At 69.8% G+C, this 24,896-nt stretch carries 26 protein-coding genes; 13 read left to right on the forward strand and 13 right to left on the reverse strand.

All coding sequences use genetic code 11. The features are described 5' to 3' along the window. Positions 1-2: 2 nt before the first annotated feature. Complete coding sequence (locus tag ABD086_RS17270; protein WP_343908843.1) at positions 3-302, forward strand: AzlD domain-containing protein; 300 nt, start codon at positions 3-5, stop codon at positions 300-302. Here ABD086_RS17270 and ABD086_RS17275 read toward each other — a convergent pair. Then, positions 299-2,260, reverse strand: coding sequence for a PTS mannitol transporter subunit IICBA (locus ABD086_RS17275; protein WP_343908844.1), 1,962 nt, complete (start codon positions 2,258-2,260; stop codon positions 299-301). The two genes, ABD086_RS17270 and ABD086_RS17275, sit on opposite strands and share 4 nt — an antisense overlap. 165 nt (positions 2,261-2,425) lie before the next feature. Between ABD086_RS17275 and ABD086_RS17280 the strand changes: the two genes are divergently transcribed. Next, the gene (locus tag ABD086_RS17280; RefSeq protein ID WP_343908845.1) at positions 2,426-3,484 is read left to right on the forward strand and encodes a zinc-dependent dehydrogenase; all 1,059 of its coding nucleotides are present in this window, start codon (positions 2,426-2,428) and stop codon (positions 3,482-3,484) included. Between the two features lie 78 nt (positions 3,485-3,562). On the opposite strand, the gene ABD086_RS17285 is transcribed toward ABD086_RS17280, so the two are convergent. Both ABD086_RS17285 and dapB read right to left on the reverse strand, forming a co-directional pair. Then, positions 3,563-5,134, reverse strand: coding sequence for a M4 family metallopeptidase (locus tag ABD086_RS17285; protein ID WP_343908846.1), 1,572 nt, complete (start codon positions 5,132-5,134; stop codon positions 3,563-3,565). A 124-nt stretch (positions 5,135-5,258) separates the two neighbouring features. Next, positions 5,259-6,005: a 4-hydroxy-tetrahydrodipicolinate reductase gene (gene dapB, locus ABD086_RS17290; protein ID WP_343908847.1), complete on the reverse strand. Its 747-nt coding sequence runs from the start codon at positions 6,003-6,005 to the stop codon at positions 5,259-5,261. 31 nt (positions 6,006-6,036) lie between these two features. Here dapB and ABD086_RS17295 point away from each other — a divergent pair, with 31 nt between their 5' ends. The 4 genes from ABD086_RS17295 to ABD086_RS17310 all read left to right on the forward strand — a co-directional run bounded on the left by ABD086_RS17295 (position 6,037) and on the right by ABD086_RS17310 (position 8,651). After that, on the forward strand, positions 6,037-6,552 hold the full coding sequence (locus ABD086_RS17295) for a class I SAM-dependent methyltransferase (protein ID WP_343908848.1): 516 nt from the start codon (positions 6,037-6,039) through the stop codon (positions 6,550-6,552). 56 nt (positions 6,553-6,608) lie between these two features. Continuing rightward, positions 6,609-7,214 (forward strand): helix-turn-helix domain-containing protein, encoded by a 606-nt coding sequence (locus ABD086_RS17300; RefSeq protein ID WP_343908849.1) that lies wholly within the window; start codon positions 6,609-6,611, stop codon positions 7,212-7,214. Beyond that, positions 7,211-7,765: a hypothetical protein gene (locus ABD086_RS17305; protein ID WP_343908850.1), complete on the forward strand. Its 555-nt coding sequence runs from the start codon at positions 7,211-7,213 to the stop codon at positions 7,763-7,765. The genes ABD086_RS17300 and ABD086_RS17305 overlap by 4 nt, the downstream gene beginning before the upstream one ends. Positions 7,766-7,934: 169 nt before the next feature. Next, positions 7,935-8,651, forward strand: coding sequence for a hypothetical protein (locus tag ABD086_RS17310; RefSeq protein WP_343908851.1), 717 nt, complete (start codon positions 7,935-7,937; stop codon positions 8,649-8,651). Between the two features lie 166 nt (positions 8,652-8,817). Here ABD086_RS17310 and ABD086_RS17315 read toward each other — a convergent pair whose 3' ends face one another. Both ABD086_RS17315 and ABD086_RS17320 read right to left on the reverse strand, forming a co-directional pair. Continuing rightward, a complete protein-coding gene (locus ABD086_RS17315) occupies positions 8,818-9,291 on the reverse strand; it encodes a DUF6650 family protein (protein ID WP_343908852.1) in 474 nt (157 codons plus the stop codon). A 180-nt stretch (positions 9,292-9,471) separates the two neighbouring features. Then, on the reverse strand, positions 9,472-10,353 hold the full coding sequence (locus tag ABD086_RS17320; protein ID WP_425571647.1) for an HNH endonuclease signature motif containing protein: 882 nt from the start codon (positions 10,351-10,353) through the stop codon (positions 9,472-9,474). A gap of 750 nt (positions 10,354-11,103) precedes the next feature. Here ABD086_RS17320 and sqr point away from each other — a divergent pair. The 4 genes from sqr to ABD086_RS17340 all read left to right on the forward strand — a co-directional run bounded on the left by sqr (position 11,104) and on the right by ABD086_RS17340 (position 13,680). Beyond that, positions 11,104-12,348, forward strand: coding sequence for a type III sulfide quinone reductase, selenoprotein subtype (gene sqr / locus ABD086_RS17325; protein WP_343908853.1), 1,245 nt, complete (start codon positions 11,104-11,106; stop codon positions 12,346-12,348). A gap of 4 nt (positions 12,349-12,352) precedes the next feature. Next, on the forward strand, positions 12,353-12,667 hold the full coding sequence (locus ABD086_RS17330; protein WP_343908854.1) for a TusE/DsrC/DsvC family sulfur relay protein: 315 nt from the start codon (positions 12,353-12,355) through the stop codon (positions 12,665-12,667). Between the two features lie 12 nt (positions 12,668-12,679). Then, positions 12,680-13,186, forward strand: a complete 507-nt coding sequence (locus ABD086_RS17335) for a DsrE/DsrF/DrsH-like family protein (RefSeq protein WP_343908855.1) — start codon at positions 12,680-12,682, stop codon at positions 13,184-13,186. A 116-nt stretch (positions 13,187-13,302) separates the two neighbouring features. Continuing rightward, the gene (locus ABD086_RS17340) at positions 13,303-13,680 is read left to right on the forward strand and encodes a cupin domain-containing protein (protein WP_343908856.1); all 378 of its coding nucleotides are present in this window, start codon (positions 13,303-13,305) and stop codon (positions 13,678-13,680) included. Positions 13,681-13,765: 85 nt separating this feature from the next. Here ABD086_RS17340 and ABD086_RS17345 read toward each other — a convergent pair whose 3' ends face one another. From ABD086_RS17345 to ABD086_RS17355, 3 genes are all read right to left on the reverse strand, one after another. After that, positions 13,766-15,457, reverse strand: coding sequence for a formate--tetrahydrofolate ligase (locus ABD086_RS17345; protein ID WP_425571648.1), 1,692 nt, complete (start codon positions 15,455-15,457; stop codon positions 13,766-13,768). Positions 15,458-15,526: 69 nt separating this feature from the next. Continuing rightward, on the reverse strand, positions 15,527-15,769 hold the full coding sequence (locus tag ABD086_RS17350; protein WP_343908857.1) for a hypothetical protein: 243 nt from the start codon (positions 15,767-15,769) through the stop codon (positions 15,527-15,529). Between the two features lie 70 nt (positions 15,770-15,839). Then, positions 15,840-16,043, reverse strand: a complete 204-nt coding sequence (locus ABD086_RS17355; RefSeq protein ID WP_343908858.1) for a cold-shock protein — start codon at positions 16,041-16,043, stop codon at positions 15,840-15,842. Positions 16,044-16,292: 249 nt separating this feature from the next. On the opposite strand from ABD086_RS17355, the gene ABD086_RS17360 reads away from it, so the two are divergent. Then, positions 16,293-16,844, forward strand: coding sequence for a hypothetical protein (locus ABD086_RS17360; RefSeq protein WP_343908859.1), 552 nt, complete (start codon positions 16,293-16,295; stop codon positions 16,842-16,844). A 214-nt stretch (positions 16,845-17,058) separates the two neighbouring features. Next, positions 17,059-17,871: an excalibur calcium-binding domain-containing protein gene (locus ABD086_RS17365; RefSeq protein WP_343908860.1), complete on the forward strand. Its 813-nt coding sequence runs from the start codon at positions 17,059-17,061 to the stop codon at positions 17,869-17,871. On the opposite strand, the gene ABD086_RS17370 is transcribed toward ABD086_RS17365, so the two are convergent. The 3 genes from ABD086_RS17370 to rpsO all read right to left on the reverse strand — a co-directional run bounded on the left by ABD086_RS17370 (position 17,868) and on the right by rpsO (position 21,964). Continuing rightward, positions 17,868-19,199 carry a M16 family metallopeptidase gene (locus tag ABD086_RS17370; protein WP_343908861.1) on the reverse strand — a complete coding sequence of 444 codons (1,332 nt, stop codon included), beginning with the start codon at positions 19,197-19,199 and terminating at the stop codon, positions 17,868-17,870. The two genes, ABD086_RS17365 and ABD086_RS17370, sit on opposite strands and share 4 nt — an antisense overlap. Positions 19,200-19,213: 14 nt before the next feature. After that, the gene (locus ABD086_RS17375) at positions 19,214-21,457 is read right to left on the reverse strand and encodes a polyribonucleotide nucleotidyltransferase (RefSeq protein WP_343908862.1); all 2,244 of its coding nucleotides are present in this window, start codon (positions 21,455-21,457) and stop codon (positions 19,214-19,216) included. A 231-nt stretch (positions 21,458-21,688) separates the two neighbouring features. After that, positions 21,689-21,964 (reverse strand): 30S ribosomal protein S15, encoded by a 276-nt coding sequence (gene rpsO / locus ABD086_RS17380; protein ID WP_028636061.1) that lies wholly within the window; start codon positions 21,962-21,964, stop codon positions 21,689-21,691. Positions 21,965-22,136: 172 nt separating this feature from the next. On the opposite strand from rpsO, the gene ABD086_RS17385 reads away from it, so the two are divergent. Next, positions 22,137-22,823: a L,D-transpeptidase family protein gene (locus tag ABD086_RS17385; protein ID WP_343908863.1), complete on the forward strand. Its 687-nt coding sequence runs from the start codon at positions 22,137-22,139 to the stop codon at positions 22,821-22,823. 9 nt (positions 22,824-22,832) lie between these two features. Here ABD086_RS17385 and ABD086_RS17390 read toward each other — a convergent pair whose 3' ends face one another. Both ABD086_RS17390 and ptsP read right to left on the reverse strand, forming a co-directional pair. Continuing rightward, positions 22,833-23,075: a DUF6458 family protein gene (locus ABD086_RS17390; RefSeq protein WP_343908864.1), complete on the reverse strand. Its 243-nt coding sequence runs from the start codon at positions 23,073-23,075 to the stop codon at positions 22,833-22,835. A gap of 110 nt (positions 23,076-23,185) precedes the next feature. Continuing rightward, positions 23,186-24,853, reverse strand: coding sequence for a phosphoenolpyruvate--protein phosphotransferase (gene ptsP, locus ABD086_RS17395; protein ID WP_343908865.1), 1,668 nt, complete (start codon positions 24,851-24,853; stop codon positions 23,186-23,188). Positions 24,854-24,896: the final 43 nt, after the last annotated feature.

Genomic DNA, 24,896 nt, shown 5'->3' on the forward strand with positions numbered 1-24,896 from the left:
CGATGATGTGGACGGCGGTGCTCGTCGCCGCGGTCGGCTGCTACCTGCTCAAGCTGGCCGGCCTGTCGGTGCCGCCGCGGGTCCTCGAGCGACCGGTGGTCGAGCGGGTGGCGGACCTGATCCCGGTCGCGCTGCTGTCCGCGCTCGTCGCTGTGCAGGTGTTCACCCGAGGGCACGAGCTCGTGGTCGATGCTCGTGCCCTCGGGCTGCTGGTGGCGGTGGTGCTGCTGCTCCTGCGGGCGCCGTTCCTCGTGGTGGTGTTCGGTGCCGCACTGGTGGCAGCGGTGGCGCGGCTCCTCTAGACGGGGGCGACCTCCCCGAGGACGGCGAGGACGTCGTCGGCCGACTGCGCCGCCTCGAGCCGCTCGACCTGGGCGGGGTCGGTGAAGACCTCCGCGATCCGGGCCAGGAGCTTGAGGTGCTCGTTGCCGAGCGCGGCGATGCCGACGACGAAGTGCACCTGCTTGCCGTTCCAGTCGACCCCGTCCGGGTAGCGCACGAACGAGATCGCCGTGCGCTGCACCTCGGCCTTGGCCTCGTTGGTGCCGTGCGGGATCGCCAGGCCGCTGCCCATCGCGGTCGAGATCGACCGCTCGCGCTCGTGCATCGCCTCGATGTACGCCGGACCCGCTGCCCCGGCGGCGACCAGCAGCTCCCCGGCGCGGGTGATCGCCTCGTCGCGGGAGGCCGAGCCGCCGTCCAGGACGATCGACTCCTCGGCCAGCAGGCGACCCGACGCCGCGGGCTCGTCCGCCGCCGCCGGCGCACCGGAGCCGCCGCCGTTGCGGGAACGGACCAGGTCGACGACGTCGTCGTACCGCGGGCTGGCCATGAAGTTCTCCACGGAGACGTGCACGGCGGACGGGGTCTGCTGCCGGGCCCGGTCGGTGAGGTCCTGGTGGGTGACCACGACGTCGTACTCGTCGCGCAGGTTGGCGATGGCCTGGTTGACCACCGTGACCTCGCCGAAGCCGGCGTCGTGGACCTTCTTGCGCAGCACCGAGGCGCCCATCGCCGAGGAGCCCATGCCGGCGTCGCAGGCGAACACGATCGAGCGGACCGGGCCGGCGGCCGCCTCGTTGCCCTCGACCAGCCACGAGGCGACCGACTTCTTGCCCTTGGTGGACTCCATCTGCGCGGTCGCGCTCGTCAGGTCGATCTCGTCCTCGGAGCGGTCCATCTTCAGCAGCACGCCGGCGATCACGAAGGTGACGACCAGCGCGCTGGACCAGCAGAGCGTGACGCCGACCGCGCTGCCCTTGGCCAACGAGGAGTAGACGGCGAAGATCGAGCCCGGCGCGGCCGGGGCGACCAGGCCGGAGTCGAAGATGACGTTCATCAGCGTGCCCGTCGCGCCACCGGCGATCAGCGCGAGCAGCAGCCGCGGCTTCGCCAGCACGTACGGGAAGTAGACCTCGTGGATGCCACCGAAGAACTGGATGATGAACGCGCCCGGCGCCGTGGCCTTGGCGACGCCCTTGCCGAAGACCATGAACGCGAGCAGGAGGCCGGCGCCGGGGCCGGGGTTGGCCTCGAGCAGGAACAGCGCGGAGTGGCCGATCTCCTTGGACTGGTCGAGGCCGAGCGGCGTCAGCACGCCGTGGTTGATGGCGTTGTTGAGGAACAGCACCTTCGCGGGCTCGATGAAGATCGCGGTGAACGGCAGCAGGCTGTGGTTGACCAGGAACTCGACGACGTTGCCGAGTCCCTCCATCACCGCGCGCAGGATCGGGCCGAGGATGAACATCGCGCCGATCGCCAGCAACGCCGCGGAGATGCCGGCCGAGAAGTTGTTGACCAGCATCTCGAAGCCCGGCCTGATCTTGCCGTCCCAGAGCCGGTCGAGCCGCTTGATCACGTAGGCGCCGAGCGGCCCCATGATCATGGCGCCGAGGAACATCGGCGAGCCACCGGTGTCGGCGTACGCCTTGTCGAACAGCGGGGAGCTGGTCGCCATGATGATGCCGAGCGTCGCGGTGGCGCCGACGACGCCACCGCGGATCCGGTAGACGTTGTAGCCGCCGGTGTACGCGATGAGCAGGGGGATGAGGTAGTAGATGCCCGGGCCGACTATCGTCGCGATCTTCTCGTTGGGCGTCCAGCCCACCGGGATGAAGAAGGCGGTGATCAGGCCCCAGGCGATGATCGCGCCGATGTTCGGCATCACCATGTTCGACAGGAACGTGCCGAAGCGCTGGACGTGGACCCGCGCGGAGGCGCGCTGTGCGGCAGCGGCGGGGGTAGACGTGGTGGTGGCCATCGCACCTTCTCTCGACGGGCCGGACTGTGAGCCCGGCCACACAGATCTTTGTTTGTGTTTATATGCTGCTCGCATCCATCCCGTCAAGGGCTTGTTCCAACATGACCGGGTCAAAATCCACACAAATGCGGTATCGTCGCCCGAGATGAGACTTCAGGAGGAGAGATGAAGGCCCTGCGCTTCTATGCCCCGGAGGACGTGCGTCTGGAGGACGTGCCCGAGCCCGAGTGCGGCCCGGACGAGATCAAGCTGCGGGTGCGCAACTGCTCCACCTGCGGGACCGATGTGAAGATCTTCCACAACGGCCACCAGAACCTGACTCCCCCGCGCACCATCGGCCACGAGATCGCCGGCGAGGTGGTCGAGGTCGGCGCCGACGTCAACGCGACGTACGGCTCGGACTGGCAGGTCGGCGACCGGGCCCAGGTGATCGCCGCGGTGCCGTGCGGCGAGTGCTACGAGTGCCGGAAGGGCTGGATGGCGGTCTGCCAGAACCAGACCTCGGTCGGCTACCAGTACGACGGCGGCTTCGCCGAGTACATGATCGTGCCCCGCCAGGTGCTCAAGGTCGACGGCCTGAACCGGATCCCCGACAACGTCGGGTACGACGAGGCGTCCGCGGCCGAGCCGTTCGCCTGCGCGATCAACGCCCAGGAGCTGCTCGGCATCGAGCCGGGCGACACCGTCGTGGTGTTCGGCGCCGGCCCGATCGGCTGCATGCACATCCGGATCGCCCGCGGCGTGCACGAGTGCGGCCCGGTCTACCTGGTCGACGTCAACGCCGACCGGCTGAAGATGTCCGCCGACGCCGTCCAGCCCGACGAGACCATCGACGCCTCCGAGGTCGACGTGGTCGAGCGGGTCATGGAGCTCACCGGCGGCCGCGGCGCGGACGTGGTGATCACCGCGACCGCCGCGAACGTCACCCAGGAGCAGGCGATCGCGATGGCCGCGCGCAACGGACGGATCTCGTTCTTCGGCGGGCTGCCGAAGACGAACCCCACGATCACCTGCGACTCCAACGTCGTGCACTACCGCCAGCTGCACATCCACGGCGCCAACGGCTCCGCGCCCGAGCACAACAAGCGCGCGCTGGAGTACATCTCGTCGGGCCAGGTGCCGGTCAAGGACCTGATCACCCGGCACATCCCGCTCGACGACGTGCTGTCGGCCTTCGACATCGTCAAGAACGGCGAGGCCATCAAAGTGACGGTCGAGCCGTAGCTCGACCTGCGTCGAAATGGGCACAGGGGCCCGCGCCAGTTCCGTGGTGCGCGAGCCCCTGTGCGTCGGCAGCGGCGGTCAGCTGACGTTGACCGCGCTCCATGCCGCCGCGACGGTGTTGTACTGGGTGCTGCCCGCGCCGTAGAGGTCGCGAGCCGCGTTGAGGGTGGCCGTGCGGGCACCCGAGTAGTTCGTGCTCGAGGTCATGTAGACGGTGAGCGCGCGGTACCAGATGGCCGCCGCGGCGTCCCGGCCGATGCCGGTGACCGTCGAGCCGTTGCAGGTCGGGCTGTTGTAGGAGACGCCGTTCAGCGTCTTGGCGCCCGAGCCCTCGGACAGCAGGTAGAAGAAGTGGTTGCCGATGCCCGAGGAGTAGTGGACGTCGTCCTGGCCGGCCAGCGCCGACCAGCAGTCGTACGACGCGCCGTCGCTGCTGGGCTTGTCCATCCGGCGGAAGCCGACGTGGTTCTTGAGGTCGAACTCCTCGCCGATCAGGTAGTCGCCGGGGTCGTTGGCGTTGTTGGCGTAGAACTCCACCATGGTGCCGAAGATGTCCGAGGTGGCCTCGTTCAGGCCGCCGGACTCGCCGGAGTAGGTCAGGCCGGCGGTGTTCTCGGTGACGCCGTGGCTCATCTCGTGGCCGGCCACGTCGAGGGAGACCAGCGGGCCGTAGTTGGTGCCGTCGCCGTCGCCGTACGTCATCTTCGTGCCGTCCCAGAACGCGTTGACGTAGTTCTTGCCGTAGTGCACCCGGTTGTAGGAGCCCTTGCCGTTGCCGAAGATGCCGTCCCGGTTGAACGTCGCCTTGTAGTAGTCCCAGGTCTCGTTGCTGCCGTACTGCGCATCGGCGCCGGCGCTGGCCCGGTTGGCGTTGGTGCCGTTGCCGAACACCGTGCTGGCCGAGGTGATCAGCGTGCCGGTCGCGCAGTTGGTGCCGAGCAGCTGGCAGGCGGCCGAGTCGGACTTGTTGTTCATGTCGGTCGTGTACGTGTTGCCGCGCAGGCTGTCGTTCTTGAGCTGGTAGGTCGTGCCGGACTTGGTGACGCTCAGCGTGACGGTCCCGCTGTAGAGCGTCTGGCCGGAGCCGTCGACGGTCTGGATCTGCTGCTCGCGGCGGATCACCGCGCCGGTCGTCGCGTCGACGTACGTCGCGAGCCGGCTCGGCGTGCCGTCGTGCTGCTTGCCGGCGGTGAGGACCTCCCACGCGAGGCGGGCGGTGCCGGACGTCGCGTCGACCACGAGGCGGGTCCGCTCGGCCGGGCGCGCGACCTTCGCGTCCGCCGCGGCCTTGGGGACCGTCGGGGTGACGGAGAGGCGGACCGCCCGGTCCAGGGTCTTGCTCACGCCCTTGAAGGCGCCCGTGCTGCCCTGGTGGACGACCAGGTCGCCGCCGAGGACCGGGAGGCCGCGGTAGAAGCGGTCCATGCGGACGTGGGTGGCGCCGTTCGCGTCCGTGATCCGGTCGGTGACCCGGTACGTCGTGCCGTCGCTGGTGAGCGCGGCGGCCGGGTGCTGACGGAGTGCGTCGACCGCGCTCTGCCGATCATGGGACCGGGTCGGCTGGGCCACTGCCGCGCCGTCGACGGCCTGGAAGGTGGCGGCCGTGACGGCGAGGGCAGCAAGGGATGCGAAGCCCGAGATCTTGCGCATGGAGGATCCTTCTCGTTCGTTGGAGGTACTGCTTGGCCGAAGCCTTGCTTTCCTCAACGGACAGCGGAAGGTGCCGTTACCTGCACATCAGTGCAGTGCACTAACCTGCAGAACTCGCGGCGGATCAGTCGATGTGCAGGAAGTTCTCCAGCCCGACGGTGAGCCCGGGGTGGTCGGCGATCGCGCGCAGCCCGGCCAGGACGCCCGGCGTGAACGACACCCGGTCCAGCGAGTCGTGCCGGATGGTGAGGGTCTCCCCCACGCCGCCGAACAGGACCTCCTGGTGGGCGACCATGCCGCGTACCCGCAGGCCGTGCACGTGGATGCCGTCCACAGTCGCACCGCGGGCACCCTCGAGGCCGGTGCTGGTCGCGTCGGGCACCGGGCCGAGGCCGGCCTCGCGCCGGGCGGCGGCGATGAGCTCCGCCGTACGCCGCGCGGTGCCGGACGGCGCGTCCGCCTTGGTCGGGTGGTGCATCTCGACCACCTCGACGGACTCGTAGAACGGCGCGGCGAGGGTCGCGAAGCGCATCATGAGGATCGCGCCGATCGAGAAGTTCGGGGCGATCAGGACGCCCGTGCGCGGCTGGTTCTCCAGCCAGCCGCGGAGCGTGTCGAGACGCTGCTGGTCGAACCCCGTCGTACCGACGACCGCGTGGATGCCGTGGTCGATGCAGAACTCCAGGTTGTCCATGACCGCGTCGGGGTGGGTGAAGTCGACCACCGCCTCGGCACCGGAGGAGACGAGCGCGTCGAGCTCGTCTCCGACGTCGATCTGCGCGACCAGCTCGAGGTCGTCGGCCGCCTCCACGGCGCGGCACACCTCGGTCCCGACCTTGCCCCGCGCGCCCAGCACGCCCACCTTGATCACGGGGGTCAACCTATCTGGCAGTCTTGGACCCATGGCGCTGCAGACCATCCCGCCGCGGATCCGGTGGGCGGTGGAGATGATGGACATCCAGCCGAACGACTCGATCCTCGAGATCGGCTGCGGCTCGGGCGCGGCCGCGGAGCTCATCTGCGAGAAGCTCGAGACGGGGAAGCTGTTCGCGATCGACCGCTCCGAGTCCGGCGTGGACCGCACCAAGCGGCGGTGCGCCCGGTGCATCGAGGCCGGCAAGCTGACCGTGCGCCAGATCGACCTGGCGACGCTGCGCGTGCCGGTGAAGCGGCTGAACAAGGTGTTCGCGTTCAACGTGAACCTGTTCTGGGTGCGCGACTGCGCCGACGAGGTCGCGCTGCTGCACGAGCGGCTGGTCCCCGGCGGCGCCGTGTACCTGTTCTACGAGGCCACCCAGCCCGAGCTGGTGCCCACGATCATCAAGAAGGCCTCCGCCGCGCTCGTGGCGGGCGGGTTCCGGGTCTCCGTGGTGGATCAGAAGGCGCCGCCGGTCGTCGGCCTGATCGGCCGTCGATGAAGGCAATTTCCTGAACTCCTCTTGCTTTAGGCTATTTCCTGAACTAGGCTGACGCCATGTCCGTCCTGGTGCTCACCGTCGACCAGCGGGGCAGCCGCCGCTCCGCGGACCTGGTCGCGGACGTCGTCGCGGCGCTCAACGGACTGCCGGACGTCGCCCCGCTGCGGCCGTTCGAGCAGACCGTGGGCGACGAGCTCCAGGGCGTCCTCGACTCCCCCGAGTCGCTGGCGCCGGTCGTCGAGAGGCTGTTGCGCGACGGCACCTGGCACATCGGCATCGGCGTCGGCGACGTGGAGCAGCCACTCCCCGACCACGCCCGGGCCGGCCGCGGCCCGGCGTACCTCCACGCCCGGCAGGCGGTCACCGCCGCGAAGTCCAGCCCCTGGCACCTGCGGGTCGCCGGCGACGACCCCGGCACCCGCGCGCTGGAGACCGTCATCTGGCTCTGGGCGGCCGTGCTCGCGCGCCGTACCGCCCGCGGCTGGGAGGTCGCCGACCTGGTCGCCGAGGGCCTGTCGTACGACGAGGCCGCGCAGCGGCTGGGCATCTCGCCGTCCGCGGTCAGCCAGCGCGCCGCCGCGGCTGGCATCGTGGAGTCCCGGCGGGCCCGCGAGCTCGCCACCGACCTCACCGCCCAGCTGCTCGGGAAGGAATCCTCGTGAGCCCGTCCGACCGCACCTTCCTCGTGATGGCGCTGCTGGCCTTCGGCATCCTGGCGGGCACCGTCGCCTGGACCTCCCCCTTCGCCCGCCGGATCTGGGCCCCCGCCTCCCTCGCCCTCCTGCTCGCCGCGGGCGCGGTCGCCGCGACCGTCGGCGAGGAGGTCGCCATCGGCGACGGGCAGTGGATCCTGATCGTCGCCCTCGGCGGCGCGCTCGCGATCGCCGGCGGCGGCCCCCTCACCTCACTCGTCTTCGACCTGGTCGACCGCCGCGAGACCGCCGCCGGCTCCATGGACCACGCCGGCCACGTCCTCCGCGGTGGCGCCTGGATCGGCGCCCTCGAGCGGATCGCGATCTACGCCTCCCTCGTCGCCGGCTGGCCCGAGGGCCTCGCCGTCGTCCTCGCGGTCAAGGGCCTGGGCCGCTACCCCGAGCTCCGCGCCGCCGAGGACGGCGTCCGCACCGGCGCCGCGGAACGCTTCATCATCGGCACGTTCGCGAGCGTGCTGTGGGCGTGCGGGTGCGCTGGGATCGTCGTGCTCGTGCGGTAGGCGGCCGGGTCGCTTCGCCGCGGTCGCTCCCGAGAAGGCGGGCTGCAATCATCCGCGCATGACACTTGTCGCTGCATGGCTGAACCACGAGTCGCCGGGTCCTCCAGGTCTTTGGATAGCGGCGGATAGCCGGATAGCCCTGCAAGGGCAAACGCTCATAGACGCAGGAGTGAAGGTCTACGAGATCCCTGTCGTGGTTCGATCGCCCAGCAAGTCCGGATTCTTCGACGAAGTGTCTCTCGCCACCACTATTGGCATTGGGTGCGCAGGACACACGCTCGTCTTTCAGAACGTGTCTCAAACACTCACCTCCGCGTTCGCCAACCTAAACGGCGCCTCGGGGCAGCTTCCGAGTCTGTTCGAACTCGCTTCCTTCGCTGCTTCAGTGACCACCGAGGTGGTCTCACAGCTAGCTGTCCTGCGACCCGACGCCCATGGCGTCAGTCTCATCGTGGGCGGAGTCGACCCTCGCCTGGGAACTGCGATGGCCTACTCCGTGCGCCCGGCGATCAGCGCCGATGCCTACTCCGTCTTCGAGGGCTTCCGCGTAGAGCAGTGTGACCTGGAAGCAGCGGCCTACTTCGTGGGTGACCACGTCGGCGAGGCGGAGAGGCGCCTCGCCGAACTAGTCGAGGAAGCAGCACATCCGATCGCACGTGAACGAGCCCCGCTTCAGGTCGTCCGCGAGTTCATCAACGATGCCAGTAAAACCACCATCGGCGGGAGCCTTGAACTCGGCTTCACCATGGGACCCAGATTCCAACGAGTAGCGACGGTTGAGCCTTCCGTCTGGGGTCAGCCAGCCGCGCAACTAATGCTCAATGGCTTCAGGATCGACGACATCCACGTGGGGCCATGTGCTGTTGGCATCATGGGGATGGTGTAACTGGTTAGCCACGCGCCTCGCGCGCACTCGACTACGGTCACGAACCACGTTGACCTGCTTTCCGCAGTTGCTGGCGTGACCCATTCCGCCGCGTGGACGTGAATTCGCGCTCCTCCGGCAGACGCTCAACCGCCATCGTCACGGAAAGATGGGCACTCGACCCCTATCAGCTCCCAGTTCGCCTGAGCTCGAACGGAGGCAGGTTCTCATCGAGCACATGATCAATGAGAACCTCGTACGCGGTTGCCATGCCCCGGATGTAAGGCGCCATGGCTATGCGCATATCTTCCAACGCCTTCCAGAAGGCGTCCATGTCACTCAAGAATCGCTCCGACTCCGGGCCCGCCTGGTCGATGAACTCGCGAGCAGCGTTCCGGATTGCACGGAGAGCCCTGTCCATGTCGTCGCCCTGCTCGACAGTCGACAACTCGCGCTTCATCAGTTGTCGAATCTCGGCTGCAGATCGCCGACAGTACTCCGGGTCTTCTCGACCGTGGCTGTAGAAGAGAACCCGACGGTCCTCGAGATCGGCCAGCACTCGTCTGGCTACGTCTCGATTCGTCTCTAGGTACTCCCATTGCACCGACCACGGGCCCACGCCCGTAACTCGGATGCTCGCGTTTCCGAAGTTGAATGGCACCGCCGCAGCGTAATCATTGCTGGCGCGCTCGGAAAACTGTCTAGCCGTTGTCGTCGAGGCGCAGCCGCGCACCTGTCCGGCTGACGTCGTCTGCTGAGTTCCAGCCGTAGGCCATTGCGGTTGGGGCCGCCACCCCCGCCGCGGGCGTTGCGGCTGACCTGACCTAGGCGTTCACGGCCATCACGTCCGCCTGTGAAAGATGACTTGGCCGTTCGGGTGGTACGTGGTGGTGTAGCTGGTGTCGTGGGCGCGGTTGTGGTGCCAGTGGCACAGGGAGACGCCGTCGGCGAGGTCGGTGTTGCCGCCGTCGGCCCAGCGTTGCTTGTGGTGGGCGTGCAGGCCGCTGACCCGGTCGCAGCCCTCGGCGCGACACCCGTGGTCGCGCACGAGCATCGCGATCCGCTGGGCCTCGGTGAAGTACCGCCGCTTCCGGCCGACGTCCAACGGTTGGGAGTCCCCGCCCAGGACGACGGGGATGATCCCGGCCTCACAGGCCAGCCGCCGGGCCTCGCCGGGGGAGATCATCTCCCCGGTGTCGAGCACGCACGCCTTCTCGAGCCGGCCGAGGAGGACGTCGAGGTCCATCATCACCACGACGGTCGCGGAGATACCGCCGGTGTGCGGGACCCGGTCGACGGGGTAGCGCTCGATGAACTCGCAGAACGCCTGCCCCATCGCCTCGGGCGTGGGCCGCCGCTCGGCGGCGGCGCCGGCGCCCTTGGTGGCGGTCTGGTGCTTGGCCGCCATGATCGCCGCGATGATCTTGCGCAGTGCCGCACCGTGGAAGGTGGGGATGGTGAACTCACCATGGGTCTTGCCGCGGCCGTCGTCGCGCATCTTGAGCGAGCACGCCTTCGCGGCAGCTTCTTCCTCCTTGGCCAGCAGGGCGGCTTCGCGGGCGTCGGCCTCCTCGGGGGCGATCACCTCGAACAACCGGCGCCCGAGCCGGTTCAACGCCGTCGCGTCGTGGTGCCGGGCCTGGTCGATCAGGAACGCCTCCGCCTCGGTGACCTTCTCGGCCGGGACCGTGTCGGGCAGGTCGTCGACCCACCGGACGATCACCCGCGCCTGCTCGACGTGCAGGCCACCGGCGGCGAGCGCACCCCCTGGTCGCGGGATGGGCCTCCAGGTCCCGGCCCAACCTGACCGCCCCGTGGGCGGCGCCGCGGGTGGTCTTGGCCTCGTGGGCCAGCCACGCCGCCGCCGACGACGCCCCCTTCTCCTGACCGACGTGCAGCTCGTCGGCGTGAGCGGCCACCCGGGCCTGCAGCTCGGTCGCCTGATCGATCAACCGGGTGAGCTCGATCAGGGTCGAGGCGCTCTCTTCCGGGCCCATGGACCACACCGATGCGTCGGTCACGGCGTCGGCCGCGGCGCGCATCTGCGCGGTCGCAGCCGACACCCGGTGCCGGGGTGTGGCCATCGCTGTCATGGGTCTACTCAAGCACCCGCCACCGACAGTGGAAGTGCTCAGAACCCCTTTATCCACAGGGTTCTGGGCATCTTCCCGAAAATCAGAAGGTAAAATCTCGGCTGGATTCGGGTGGTGGTTTCGAGGCTCGCTTCGCTCGCACCTCAACCACCGGGCCCGCGCGACCGGCGAGCCGGGCGCATGCCGCAACCACGCGCTCACCGTCTCCGTTCGCTGCCTATCGGTCGCAACCCTCACGGACCGCGAGGTGCTGACAGTCGACCGCTCCGCGTCCGCCGTACGAGGTCTCGACAGGCTCGACCACCGGCAGTCCCGAATACCCCCCGGGGTAAGGACGTTCGTCCCTGCCTCGCGCGAGAACACCTTCCTAGCGTGAAGGCATGAGAACTCTTCTCGTGCTCGGCGGGGGCACCGCCGGCACCATGGTGGCGAACCGGCTCCGTCACCGGCTCGACACAAGCGACTGGAAGATCACGGTCGTCGACCAGGACGACGAGCACCACTACCAGCCCGGCTACCTGTTCCTGCCGTTCGGCGGCTACACCCGCGACCAGCTGGTGAAGTCGCGGCACACCCTGCTGCACGACGGCATCGAGATGGTGACCGCGGAGATCGAACGGGTCGACCCCGGCGCCCAGACTGTCGCGCTGGTCGGCGGCCGCGAGCTCTCCTATGACTACCTGGTCATCGCCACCGGCACCACGCCGCGGCCGGACCAGACGCCCGGCATGCTCGGCAGCGAGTGGCGGCGCAGCATCTTCGACTTCTACACGCTCGATGGCGCCAGCGCGCTCGCCGAGGCGCTGAAGACGTTCGACCGCGGGCGGCTGGTCGTGCACATCACCGAGATGCCGATCAAGTGCCCGGTGGCGCCGCTGGAGTTCACGTTCCTGGCCGAGGCCTGGCTGCGCGAGCGCGGGCTGCGCGACCGGGTGGAGCTCGTCTACGTGACTCCGCTCGACGGCGCGTTCACCCAGCCGGTCGCCTCGGAGCGGCTCGGCGCGATGCTGGCCGAGCGCAAGATCCACGTCGAGCCCGACTTCATGATCGAGAGCATCGACGACGAGCGGAAGGTGCTGGTCTCGTACGACGAGCGCGAGGTGCCGTTCGACCTCCTCGTGACGATCCCGCTCAACATGGGCGCCGACTACGTCGCCCGCTCCGGCCTCGGCAACGAGCTCAACTACGTGCCGGTCGACAAGCACACGCTGCTCTCGACGGCGTACGACACCATCTTCGCCCTCGGCGACGCGAGCGACATCCCGGCGTCGAAGGCAGGCTCGGTCGCGCACTTCGCGGTCGACGTCTTCGTCGACAACTTCCTCGAGCACATCGAGGGCCGGCCGATGACCGGGTCGTTCGACGGCCACGCGAACTGCTTCGTCGAGTCCGGCGACGACAAGGCGCTGCTGATCGACTTCAACTACGACACTCAGCCGCTGCCCGGCAAGTACCCACTCCCCTACGTCGGCCCGCTCAGCCTCCTGAAGGAGACCCGGGCCAACCACCTGGGCAAGCTCGCGTTCCGCCACGTCTATTGGAACGTCCTCCTGCCCGGCCGCCCCGTCCCGCTCCCCGCGCACATGTCGATGGCCGGGAAGCACCAGCCCGAGAAGGAGGCCTGACGCCATGCCCACCACGACCATCGACGGCCACGAGATCCACGTCAACGAGGAAGGGTTCATGACCGAGCCCGGCGAGTGGACCGAGGACCTGGCGAAGTCCCTCGCCGCACAGATCGGCATCGACCTGACCGACGAGCACTGGAAGGCCATCCGCTTCCTGCGCGACGACTACGCCCACGAGGGCGAGACCGCCACCCTGCGCCGCATCAGCGTCGTCGGCGGCATCCCGACCAAGACGCTGTTCCAGCTGTTCCCCCAGAAGCCGGCGAAGAAGCTCGCGTACGTCGCCGGCCTGCCCAAGCCCCACGGCTGCGTGTGAAGGAGAGCCACGATGACCACCGAGACCGCCCCGCTCGTCCCGACGTTCGGCGACACGAGCACCGACCGCAAGCTCGCCATCATCTGCTCCAAGGGCAACCTGGACATGGCCTACCCCGGCCTGGTGCTCGCGAACGCCGCGCTGGGTGAGGGCGTCGAGACGCACCTGTTCTTCACGTTCTGGGGCTTCGACATGATCAACAAGAAGACCATGGGCGACCTGAAGTTCACGATGCTCGGCAACACCGCCACGCACATGCCCCAGGGCCTCGGCGGCATCCCCGGCATGACCGCGATGGCGACCCACCAGATGAAGAAGGCCATCGCCGAAGTCGGCGTCCCTGAGGTGCCTGAGTTCCTCCAGCAGATCGTCGACTCCGGCGGCCACCTCTGGGCGTGCCGGATGTCCGCGGACATGAACCACCTGACCGAGGCCGACCTGTACGACGAGGTCGAGGGCATCATCAGCGCGGCCGACTTCATCGAGAAGACCGAAGGCGCGCAGCTGCTCTTCATCTGACGCGGTCGCCGTGCACGCTGAGCAGCAGGGCGGCCGAGGACGGCCGCCCTTGCGGGACTCCTCCTCGTCGTCGCCTACTAGAGGCCCGGCTGGACCCGACCGAACAAGGAGCAGCGATGAGCGACGAGGTCACCTGCGTGCACCCGGCGGACCGGGAGGTCGCTGACCCGACGCCGGGCAAGACGCGCGAGCAGGCCATCGACGTCCCCGGCCTCTGGTCCGGCTTCGTGCGCTCCGAGCCAGGTGCGGCGTCCGGCTGGCACCACCACGGGGAGCACGACACCTCGGTCTACGTGATCGAGGGCAACGTCCGCATCGAGTTCGGTCCCGGCGGCGGGCGGTCTGTCGAGGCGGGCCCCGGCGACTTCGTGCACATCCCGAAGCACCTCGTGCACCGCGAGGTGAACCCGGGACCCGCGGCGTCGCGGGAGGTCATCACCCGATCCGGCAGCGGTCCGCTCACCGTGAACGTCGACGGGCCCGCAACCGCGTAGTCGGACGTACCGATTGCTGCGAGTGGGGCTGGTGTGACTCAGGAGGCGCCTCGATCCGGCGTGGCGGCTCGTTGGGTACGTCCGGCTACGACAACCCCAGGATCGTCCCGTCGTCGGCCAGGTCGATCCGCGCAGCAGCGGGGTCGGACGGGAGCCCCGGCATCGTCATCATGTCGCCGCACACCACGACCACGAAGCCCGCGCCCGCGGACAGCCGCACCTCGCGCACGTGCAGCTCGTGGCCCGTCGGGGCGCCGACAAGGGTGGGGTCGGTCGAGAACGAGTACTGGGTCTTGGCGATGCAGACCGGCAGGTCGCCGTACCCGTCCCGCTCGATGCGCTGCAGCCGCCGCCGCGCCTTGGCCTGCCAGGTGACGTGGCCCGCGCCGTACAACCGGGTGGCGATGGCCTCGACCTTCTCGGCCAGCGACAGGTCGTCGGGGTAGGTGTAGGAGAACTCGTACGGCGAGGGCTCGTCGAGCACCTGCAGCACGCCCTTGGCCAGGTCCTGGGCGCCGACGCCGCCGTCGGCGAAGTGGGTGGCCGGGTACGCCGCGACGCCGCACTCGTCGACCAGCTCGACGACCGTGGCGATCTCCCGGTCGGTGTCGGTCGGGAAACGGTTGACCGCGACCACGCACGGGATGCCGTAGACCTCGCGGATGTTGTCGAGGTGCCGGCGCAGGTTCGCCATGCCGGCCTCGACGGCGGCGACGTCCTCCGTGCCGAGGTCGGCGAGCGCCACTCCCCCGTGGTACTTCAGCGCCCGCACGGTCGCGACCACCACGGCGACGTCCGGGCGCAGTCCCCACTTGCGGCACTTGATGTCGACGAACTTCTCCGCACCCAGGTCCGCTCCGAACCCGGCCTCGGTGACCACGTAGTCCGCCAGCCGCAGGCCGGCGCGGGTGGCGGCGACCGAGCTGCAGCCGTGCGCGATGTTCGCGAACGGGCCGCCGTGCACGAACGCCGGCGCGCCCTCGAGGGTCTGCACCAGGTTGGGCGCCAGCGCGTCGCGGAGCAGGGCCGCCATCGCGCCCGCGGCGCCGAGCTCGCGCGCGGTGATCGGCGTACCGGAGCGCGAGTAGCCGATGACGATGTCGCCGATCCGGCGCTTGAGGTCCGCCCAGGACTCGGTGAGGCAGAAGATCGCCATCAGCTCCGAGGCGACCACGATGTCGAAGCCGTCCTCGCGGGGGTAGCCGTTGCCGGTGCCGCCGAGCGCGACGACCACGTGCCGCAACGCGCGGTCGTTGGTGTCGAGCACCCGCTTCCAGGACACGCTGCGCACGTCGATGTCGAGCTCGTTGCCGTGGTGCACGTGGTTGTCGATGAGCGCCGAGAGCAGGTTGTTGGCCGCGGCGATCGCCGCGAAGTCACCGGTGAAGTGCAGGTTGATGTCGGTCATCGGCACCACCTGGCTGTAGCCGCCGCCGGCCGCGCCGCCCTTCATGCCGAAAACCGGCCCCATCGACGGCTCGCGCAGGCACGCGACCACGCGGTGCCCCAGTCCGTGCAGGGCGTCGGTGAGGCCGACCGTGGTGGTGGTCTTGCCCTCGCCGGGCGGAGTCGGTGACAGCGCGGTCACCAGCACCAGCCGGCCCAGCGGCCGGTCGGCGAGCGACGCGAGGTAGCCGAGGTCGACCTTCGCCTTGTGGTGGCCGTACGGCACCAGGTGCCGCTCCTCGATCCCGAGGGTCTCCGCCGCCACGTCCCGGATCGGGCGCAGCACGGCGGCGTTGGCGATCTCGATGTCCGACAGCACTGTCGTCCTCACTCCCTCCCCCCCACCTCGCACGGTAGCGCCGCGCTTGCGGGTCGGGGAGGCGAATGGGGTCGAGCCCGGTCAGCCTCGGCCCACGAGCAGCCGGAGCAGCTCGAGCTCGTGCCGCAGGTGCTGGGGCAGCGTCGTGCCGGCGGCCTTCAGGCCGTCGTCGAGCCGCTGGAGCGCGGCGAGCAGGTCGACCTGGGCGCACTCGAGCTCACGCATCGTGCGGCCGGCGCGACGCGCCTCGGCGACGCTGGTCCGCGAGCGCTGCACCTCGGCGTGCAGGTCGGCCAGCCGTGGCGACCACTCCTCGCCGGTCATCGGAGCAGCGGATCTGAATACGCGAGAGCCCCCGCCCGCAGCTGCGGACAGGGGCTCATCGCTCCGGGCATCAGAGTGCTCGGACGTTCTCCGCCTGGGGACCCTTGGGGCCCTGGTTGATGTCGAACTCGATGCGCTGGCCGTCCTCGAGGGACTTGAAGCCCTGACCGGAGATGGCGGAGTAGTGGACGAACACGTCCGGGCCCCCGCCGTCCTGCTCGATGAAGCCGAAGCCCTTGTCGTCCTTGAACCACTTGACGGTTCCCTGAGTCATGAATCTTCCTCGGTGGTGATGTGCTGCGGGCACCGTGCCCGACAGGCGGCTGAAGACATCCGCACTGCGCCTGATGTCCAGCGTGACCGAAGACCAAGTACGACGTGAATGCGCGTCGCCGTCGGCGACGTGGGAAGCGTGTTCCCTCCAACACCACGAAGTTAGCACGCCGGGGCCCATGCAACCTTTTCCGCGATCCCGGCGTATGTGGTGTGACATCGATCCCCAGTACACGAAATGGACCATCCCATGCGCATCACCACCACGACCGCGGCGCTCGCGGCCGCGGCCCTCGCCGTCCTCGTCGCCGCCCCGGCGCACGCCGAGCGGTACGGCGTCGACGACCCGCAGGACACCTGGCACGGCTCCGACATCCGCGACCTCTCGGTGCACAACGGCCAGGAGGACCTGGTCATCACGACCACCCACGACAACCTGGTCCGCCGCGCCTCGTCCGGGTCGGCCCTGACGATCTACCTCGACACCGACCGCGACCACCGCGGCCCCGAGTACGTCTTCGCCGCCGGTCTCTTCGACGGCACCGACTACCTGCTGAGCGAGACCGACGGCTTCGGGCCGAAGAAGTGGGGCGACGCCGTCGAGAACGGCGACTACATCCTCCACATCGGCTACCGGAAGGACCGCGCGCGAGTGAAGATCGACCAGGCCACCATCGGCTCGCCGGACGCCGTCCGGGTCGCCGTCCGCGCCTCGGGCACCCGCACCGACGGCACCAGCCACGGTCTCGTCGACTGGGTCGGCAAGCCGCGTCAGTTCTCGCCCTGGATCGACCGGGGCTGAGCTGGGCCGCCCACCGCGCCTCCGGGACGTCATACGGACAGTGGAGCCCCTTGCTCCGTCCGCATGACGTCCCGCGGCCCGGAGGCGCGAGGATCTGCCACTGGACTAGCCCGTTCGACGGCCAATGACGTGATTTGCCGATTCCAGGGCGTCGACGGTCGCGCGATCGTACCGTCTCGGCGTTCACTCACTTATCGGCATCGGGAGTCTTCAAGTGACGGCACGCTGGTTGACCCTTCTTCTGAGCCTGGTGACGGGCCTCGCGGTCGCGATCCTGGCCATTCCGGAGTCCTCCGTGGCGGTCGCCCGGGGCGGCGGCGCGGACTGCGGCGACTTCAGCACTCAAGCGGCCGCTCAGCAGTGGTTCATCAACCACGGAGGGCCACTACACGATCCAGCCGGTCTGGACGCGGACCACGACGGGATCGCTTGCGAGTCCAATCCGTGCCCGTGCTCGTCGGCCCAGGGCGGAGGAGGCGGCGGCACGCCCGGAAACCACGGTGGGGGTTCCGTCGTCGGGCTCGTGCACGACGTCGGACGCGGACTGTGGTGCTACAGGGACAAGCCTGCGGACGCGAGGCCCGCGATCAACGTCACCAAGACCTGCCTCGACGTTCGCAAGAAGCGGTACTACCGCGTGCACGTCTACGGAGGCGACTTCGCCAAGAACCGGACCGACATCGTGCGGATCTACTTCGACACGCTTCGGAGGAGAGGGGCACCCGAGTTCGACGTCTCGTGGTACCTCGGCAGGAACCCGGCGACGGAGACGGGTTCGCTCTTCTTCGAGAAGACGAAGTCATGGCGCAAGAGCAGTGCCGCAGAGTGCAAGCACATTGGTAGGTCGGTCGACTACAAGCGCGACGTCATCACGGTCGCCGTTCCTCGCAAGTGCCTGGGCAACCCCTTGGCCGTCCGCTGGGCCGGCTTCACCGGACAGATCAGCCGGGCGACCGACAGCACGATGTACGGCAAGTGGGACGACTTCCCGCGGGTCAACGGGTTCCCGAAACGCTGGGTGGCCTAGGCGGGGCCGACCACCGCGAGGATCTCGGGCCTCCCGAACACGTCGGCGGCGACCGCGCGCACGTCCTCGAGGGTGACCGCGTCGATGCGGGCCATCACCTCGTCGATGCTGAGCAGCTCGTCGTGGACCAGCTCGGCCTTGCCGAGCCGCGACATCCGCGAGGCGGAGTCCTCGAGGCCGAGGACGAGGCCCCCGCGCAGCTGGCCCTTGCCGCGGGCCAGCTCCTCGGCGGTGATGCCGGAGGTGGCGACCTTCGTCAGCTCCTCGCGGACCACGGTCAGCACCTCGCCGAGCTTGTTCGGCAGGCAGCCGACCGAGACGCCCACCAGGCCGGAGTCGGCGTGGTGGGAGGCGAAGGAGAAGACCGAGTAGGCCAGGCCGCGGTGCTCGCGGACCTCCTGGAACAGCCGGGACGACGTGCCGCCGCCCAGCGCGGTGTTGAGGACGCCGAGCGCGAAGCGGCGCTCGTCGTCGCGGACCAGGCCCTCCATGCCGAGCACCACGTTGACCTGCTCGAACGGGCGGGTCGCGTGGATCTCGCCGGGCAGCACCCGCTTGCGGGAGCCGCGTCGCGCCGCGAGCGGCGCCGCCGTACCGGCCAGCCAGTCGTTGCGGGCGAACGCCTTCTTGACCTGGCGGACCAGTGCGGCGTGGTCGACGTTGCCGGCGGCGGCGACCACGATGTTCTCGGGCCGGTAGTGGCGCCGATAGAAGCGCTGGATCTGCGCGCGCGTCAGCGCCTGGATCGAGCCGACGGTGCCGGCGATCGGCCGGCCCAGGGGCGTGTCGCCCCAGGCCTGCGCCGCGAACAGGTTGTGCACCACGTCGTCGGGGTCGTCGTCGTGCATGGCGATCTCGTCGAGGATCACGTCCCGCTCGGCCTCGACGTCCTCGGCGTGCAGCGTCGAGGCGGTGATCATGTCGCCGAGCACGTCGACCGCCAGCGGCAGGTCCTCGTCGAGGACCCGGGCGTGGAAGCAGGTGTACTCCTTGGCGGTGAACGCGTTGAACTCGCCGCCGACCGCGTCGAGCGCGATCGAGATGTCCAGCGCGGACCGCTCCCCCGTGCCCTTGAACAGCAGGTGCTCGAGGAAGTGCGAGCAGCCGTGCAGGGTCGGCGACTCGTCGCGCGAGCCCACGCCGACCCACACGCCGATGGCGGCGGACCGGACGCCGGCCTGCTGCTCGCTGATGATGCGCAGGCCCGAGGGCAGGACGGTACGCCGGATGCGCGAGGTCACCTGGCCGTCCGCGTCCCGCTCGGTGAAGACCGTGCGCGTCCCGGTAGAAGACGGTGACCCGCCAGAAGCAGCCTTCTGGCGGGTCACCGGTGCAGCCTTGGTCACTCGGACTCGTCCGCGCCCTCAGCGTCGGAGGAACCCTCGGCGTCGGCAGCGCCCTCGGCCTCGTCGACCACCGGGACCAGCGACAGCTTGCCGCGGTCGTCGATCTCGGCGATCTGGACCTGGATCTTCTGGCCCACGGACACGACGTCCTCCACCGCGTCCACGCGCTTGCCGCCTGCGAGTCCGCGCAGCTTGCTGATGTGCAGCAGCCCGTCCTTGCCCGGCATCAGCGAGACGAACGCACCGAAGTTCGTCGTCTTCACGACCGTGCCGAGGTAGCGCTCGCCGACCTCCGGCATCGTCGGGTTCGCGATCTGGTTGATCGCGTCCTTCGCGGCCTGCGCGGCCTCACCGTTGGTGGCACCGATGTAGATGGTGCCGTCGTCCTCGATCGAGATCGAGGCGCCGGTGTCGTCCTGGATCTGGTTGATGATCTTGCCCTTGGGGCCGATGACCTCGCCGATCTTGTCGACCGGGATGTTGATCGTGATGATCCGCGGCGCGGTCGGCGACATCTCCTCGGGCTCGTCGATCGCCTCGGCCATCACGTCGAGGATCGCCATCCGGGCGTCGCGGGCCTGCTGCAGCGCCTGCGCGAGCACCTCGGCGGGGATGCCGTCGAGCTTGGTGTCGAGCTGGAGCGCGGTCACGAACTGGCGGGTGCCGGCGACCTTGAAGTCCATGTCGCCGAACGCGTCCTCGGCGCCCAGGATGTCGGTCAGCGCGACGTACTGCGTCTGGCCGTCGAGCTCACCGGACACCAGACCCATCGCGATGCCGGCCACCGGCGCCTTCAGCGGCACACCGGCCTGCAGCAGCGACATGGTCGAGGCGCAGACCGAGCCCATCGACGTCGAGCCGTTGGAGCCCATGGCCTCGGAGAGCTGGCGAATGGCGTAGGGGAACTCCTCGCGCGTCGGCAGCACCGGCAGCAGCGCGCGGCGGGCCAGCGCACCGTGGCCGACCTCGCGACGCTTCGGTGAGCCGACCCGGCCGGTCTCACCGGTGGAGAACGGCGGGAAGACGTACTTGTGCATGTAGCGGCGGTGCTTCTCCGGCGACAGCGTGTCGAGCTGCTGCTCCATCTTGAGCATGTCCAGCGTGGTCACGCCCAGGATCTGGGTCTCGCCGCGCTCGAACAGCGCCGAGCCGTGCACCCGCGGGATCACGCCGACCTCGGCGTGCAGCGGGCGGATGTCCGCCAGGCCGCGGCCGTCGATGCGGACCTTGTCGCGGAGGATGCTCTCCCGGACGACGGCCTTGTTGACCGCGCGGAACGCCGCGCCGATCTCCTTCTCGCGACCCTCGAACTGGCCGGCGAGGCGCTCCAGGAGCTGGTCCTTGAGCTCGTCGGTGCGCTCGGTGCGCTCCTGCTTGTCCGCGATCTTCATCGCGGCCTCGAGGTCGGCCTTCACGGCGGCCTCGACCGCGGCGTAGACGTCGTCCTCGTAGTCCAGGAAGATCGGGAACTCCTGGACCGGCTTCGCGGCGACGTTCGCCAGCTCGGCCTGCGCGTCGCAGAGCTGCTTGATGAAGGGCTTGGCGGCGTCGAGGCCACTGGCCACGACGTCCTCGGTCGGCGCCTGGCCGCCGGCCTGCACCTTGCCCCAGGCCTGCTCGGTGGCCTCGGCCTCGACCATCATGATCGCGACGTCGCCGGTGTCGGTGACGCGGCCGGCCACGACCATGTCGAAGACCGCGTCCTCGAGCTGGCTGTGCGTCGGGAACGCGACCCACTGGCCGTCGATCAGGGCGACGCGGGTGGCGCCGACCGGGCCGGAGAACGGCAGGCCGGAGATCTGCGTCGACATCGAAGCCGCGTTGATCGCGAGCACGTCGTACGGCGCGTCGGGGTTCAGCGCGAGGACGGTGATGACGACCTGGACCTCGTTGCGCAGGCCCTTCTTGAACGTCGGGCGCAGCGGCCGGTCGATCAGGCGGCAGGTGAGGATCGCGTCCTCGCCGGGGCGGCCCTCGGAGCGGAAGAACGAGCCGGGGATCTTGCCCGCGGCGTACATGCGCTCCTCGACGTCCACCGTCAGCGGGAAGAAGTCGAAGTGGTCCTTGGGCTGCTTGCTGGCCGTGGTGGCCGACAGCAGCATGGTGTCGTCGTCGAGGTAGGCGGTCACGGATCCGGCGGCCTGCCGGGCCAGCAGCCCGGTCTCGAACTTGATGGTCCGGGTGCCGAACTTCCCGTTGTCGAGAGTCGTCTCGACGGCGTGGATGACGGGTTCAGTCACAGGTTCTTCCCTGTTCTGCTCGCGGAGCGATCCGCGGCGTCCCGCGTCATACGAAGGCCTGGTCTTCGATCGAGGCCCGCAGAGCGCCTGCTCTGAGAGCCACTACCGAGGACCGAGCCAGAACGTGCGGGTCGCTCCTGGTGTTCAGATGTACAACATTGGTGAATCTAGCGCCGGGTGGCGCTCCCGAGAAAGCGCGAAGGGCCCACCGGAGGCGGGCCCTTCACGGATTCAGCGGCGGAGGCCGAGACGCTCGACGATCGAGCGGTAACGGTTGATGTCCGTCTTCTGCAGGTAGTTCAGCAGCCGGCGGCGCTGGCCGACGAGCAGCAGCAGGCCGCGACGGCTGTGGTGGTCGTGCTTGTGCTGCTTGAGGTGCTCGGTCAGGTGGCTGATCCGGTGGCTGAGCAGCGCGACCTGGACCTCCGGCGAGCCGGTGTCACCCTCGGTCGTGGCGTACTCGGCGATGATCTTCTTCTTGGTCTCCGCGTCGGTACCGATCGACATGCGGGCTCCTTCCGGCCCTCGTGGGCCCAGTCGTTGCGCGGCGCGCCGGGGCCTGTCCACCCGGGCACTCTGGTTCCGCGGCCGTTCTGACGGCATGTCGCCTCTGGAGGCAACCTGAGAACTCTAGCGCGGGGGTGGTCCGCGGACCGAATCCACGTGTGATCATCGGGGCGTGGTACGACGTCTCGGAGCCCTCGTCAGCGCCCTCGCGCTCCCCCTCACCCTACTCGCCGCGGCGCCCGCGCCCGCGCAGGCGTGGACCCCGCCGTGGGCGGACCTCGTCCCCGCGAAGACCACCCAGGTCGTGCGGACCGTCTCCAGCCACGAGTTCTGCCGCCAGCGGTGGTGCACCGTCACCCAGGCGTGGGAGAAGGACGACCACGGCCGGTGGCAGAAGGTGCGCGAGTTCCGCTCGACCATCGGGACGAACGGCTGGGGCAAGCAGCGGGAGGGCGACGGCCGGTCCCCCAACGGGGTCTACCGGATCAAGGTGACCTTCTCGACCACCACGAACCCCGGTGCGATGCCCTGGAAGCGGCGGAAGCCGACGTCGGTGGTGTCCAGCGCCGCCGGTCGCAACTACAACACCTGGGTGGAGGTGGCCGGGGTGACGAGTGGTGACCGGCCGTCGATGCGCTGGGGCTGGGTCGTGGACTTCAACCACGTCCGGCTGCGGCCCGGGGTCGGGCCGCGCCCGGCGCCCGGCAAGGGCAGCGGGATCTTCTACCACACCTCGAAGCCGGGGCACCGGTGGGCGCCGACCGCGGGCTGCACCCAGGTGGGCAACCCGCGGTCGATGCACTGGCTGCTCACGTGGCTGCGCCCGGAGGCGCGGCCACGGATCGTGCAGAACCGCTGAGCGTGCCGGTCAGACGGCCGGCGGGACGTCGTTGCGCTCGCTGACGGTGCGGGTGCCGTCGGCGTGCGTCGTCACCGTCGTCGCCCGGCGGCGGCTCGCGGCGGTGGCGGCCACGAGGACGATGCAGAGCACGCCCGCCGCGGCGAGGATCCAGCCGACCATGGTGAGGTCGACACCGTTGATGCTGTCGGTCACGGCCAGCGCCAGGATCAGGCCGAGGGCCAGCAGGAAGACACCGAGTCCGTATCCCATGAGAGTTTCCTCTTCTTCTCGGGGGTGACCCCCGCAGGGGTCGTTCCCCTGAAGGGTCTCCGCTGCGGAGCCCGGCCAAACCACCACCGCCCCGTGGGGCCGCCTGCCCGTCAGCCCAGCAGCGCGCGCACGGCGTCGCGGCCGGCGACCGGGTCGGACGCCGACAGGGCGGCCTCGGCGGCCTCCTCGCACAGTCCGAACGGGACCGTCGAGAGCCGCGCGCCCACCGGGCGGACCGCGGCGGCCGCCATCGACAGCGACGTGACGCCCATGCCGACCAGCACGCAGGCGAGCAGCGGATCGGCGGCGGCCTCGCCGCACACGCCGACCGGCTTGCGCGCCTGCCGGCCCGCCTCCGCGGTGATCGCGATCAGCTGCAGCACCGCCGGCTGCCACGGGTCGGTGAGGTGCGCGAGGTCGGTGGCCATCCGGTCGGCCGCCATCGTGTACTGGGTCAGGTCGTTGGTGCCGATCGAGAGGAAGTCGACCGCCTGGAGCATCCGGTGCGCCAGCAGCGCGGCGCTCGGCACCTCGACCATCACGCCGGCCTTCAGCCCGCGGTCGTGCACCTTCGCGGCGAACTCGTCGGCCTCGGCGACGGTCGCGACCATCGGCGCCATCACCCAGGCCTCGGTGCCGGTCTCCGCCGTGGCGGCGGCGATCGCGTCCAGCTGGCGGTCCAGCAGCCCAGGGTTGTCGAACGACAGCCGCAGCCCGCGGACGCCGAGGGCGGGGTTCTCCTCGCCGTCGTGGGTCGCGAACGCCACCGGCTTGTCCGAGCCGGCGTCGAGGGTCCGCACCACGACGTACCGGTCGTCGCCGAACGGCTGGAGCACCTGCCCGTAGATCGACGTCTGCTCCTCGACCGACGGCTCCTCCTTGCGGTTGAGGAAGCAGAGCTCGGTGCGGAACAGGCCCACGCCCTGGACCGGCGCGCCGGCGGCCTTGCGGGCGGACTCGCCGTCGGCGACGTTCGCCAGGATCTTCACCGGTACGCCGTCGGCCGTGCGCCCGGGACCCTCCCACGTCGCGAGCGCGGCGCGCTGCTCGGCGTCGGCCGCGACCCGCGCCTCGGCGTCCACCGCGTTCGTCTCGACCGTGCCGGCGGCGCCGTCGACCAGGAGCAGCGTGCCGTTGGCGAGCGCCGTCGCGCCGGCGACGCCGACCACGCACGGGATCGCGAGCTGGCGGGCGATGATCGCGGTGTGGCTGGTCGGGCCACCGCGCTCGGTCACCAGCGCCTGCACGACGGCCGGGTCGAGGCCCGCGGTGTCGGACGGCGCCAGGTCCTCGGCCACCAGCACGCACGGCGACTCCGGCGCGCCGACGCCCGGCTCCGGCTCGCCGACGAGCTGGGCGATCACGCGCCGCTCGATGTCGCGCAGGTCGGTCACCCGCTCGGCCATCAGGCCGCCCATGCCGGTGAAGACCGTGACGAACTGCTCGATGCCCGACCGCACCGACGTCAGCAGATCGTCCCCGGCGCGCAGGTACTTGTTCACTGCCCCGCGCAGACCCTTGTCCTTCGCGAGGCCGGCGCTCGCGGTGAGCACCTTCGCGGCGTCTCCCGAGACCGCCGCGGCCTTGCGGACGAACCCGTCCGCGACCGCGGCGGCCGCGGCGTCGTAGGCCGCGAGCGCGGCCTCGGTGTCGGCGTACTGCGCGGTGTCGAAGCGGGCGATCGCCTCGGGTGAGACCTCGGCGCGCACGACGAGCGCGGGAGCGTGCGCCACGCCGGGGACGACGGGCGTGCCGCGCAGGAGGGTGTCGGTGACCATGGTCACAAGTAAACGCCCGACCTTCCTTGACAGTCAACACATT

It is taken from the genome of Nocardioides aquiterrae, assembly GCF_039526625.1.
GTDB lineage: Bacteria > Actinomycetota > Actinomycetes > Propionibacteriales > Nocardioidaceae > Nocardioides > Nocardioides aquiterrae.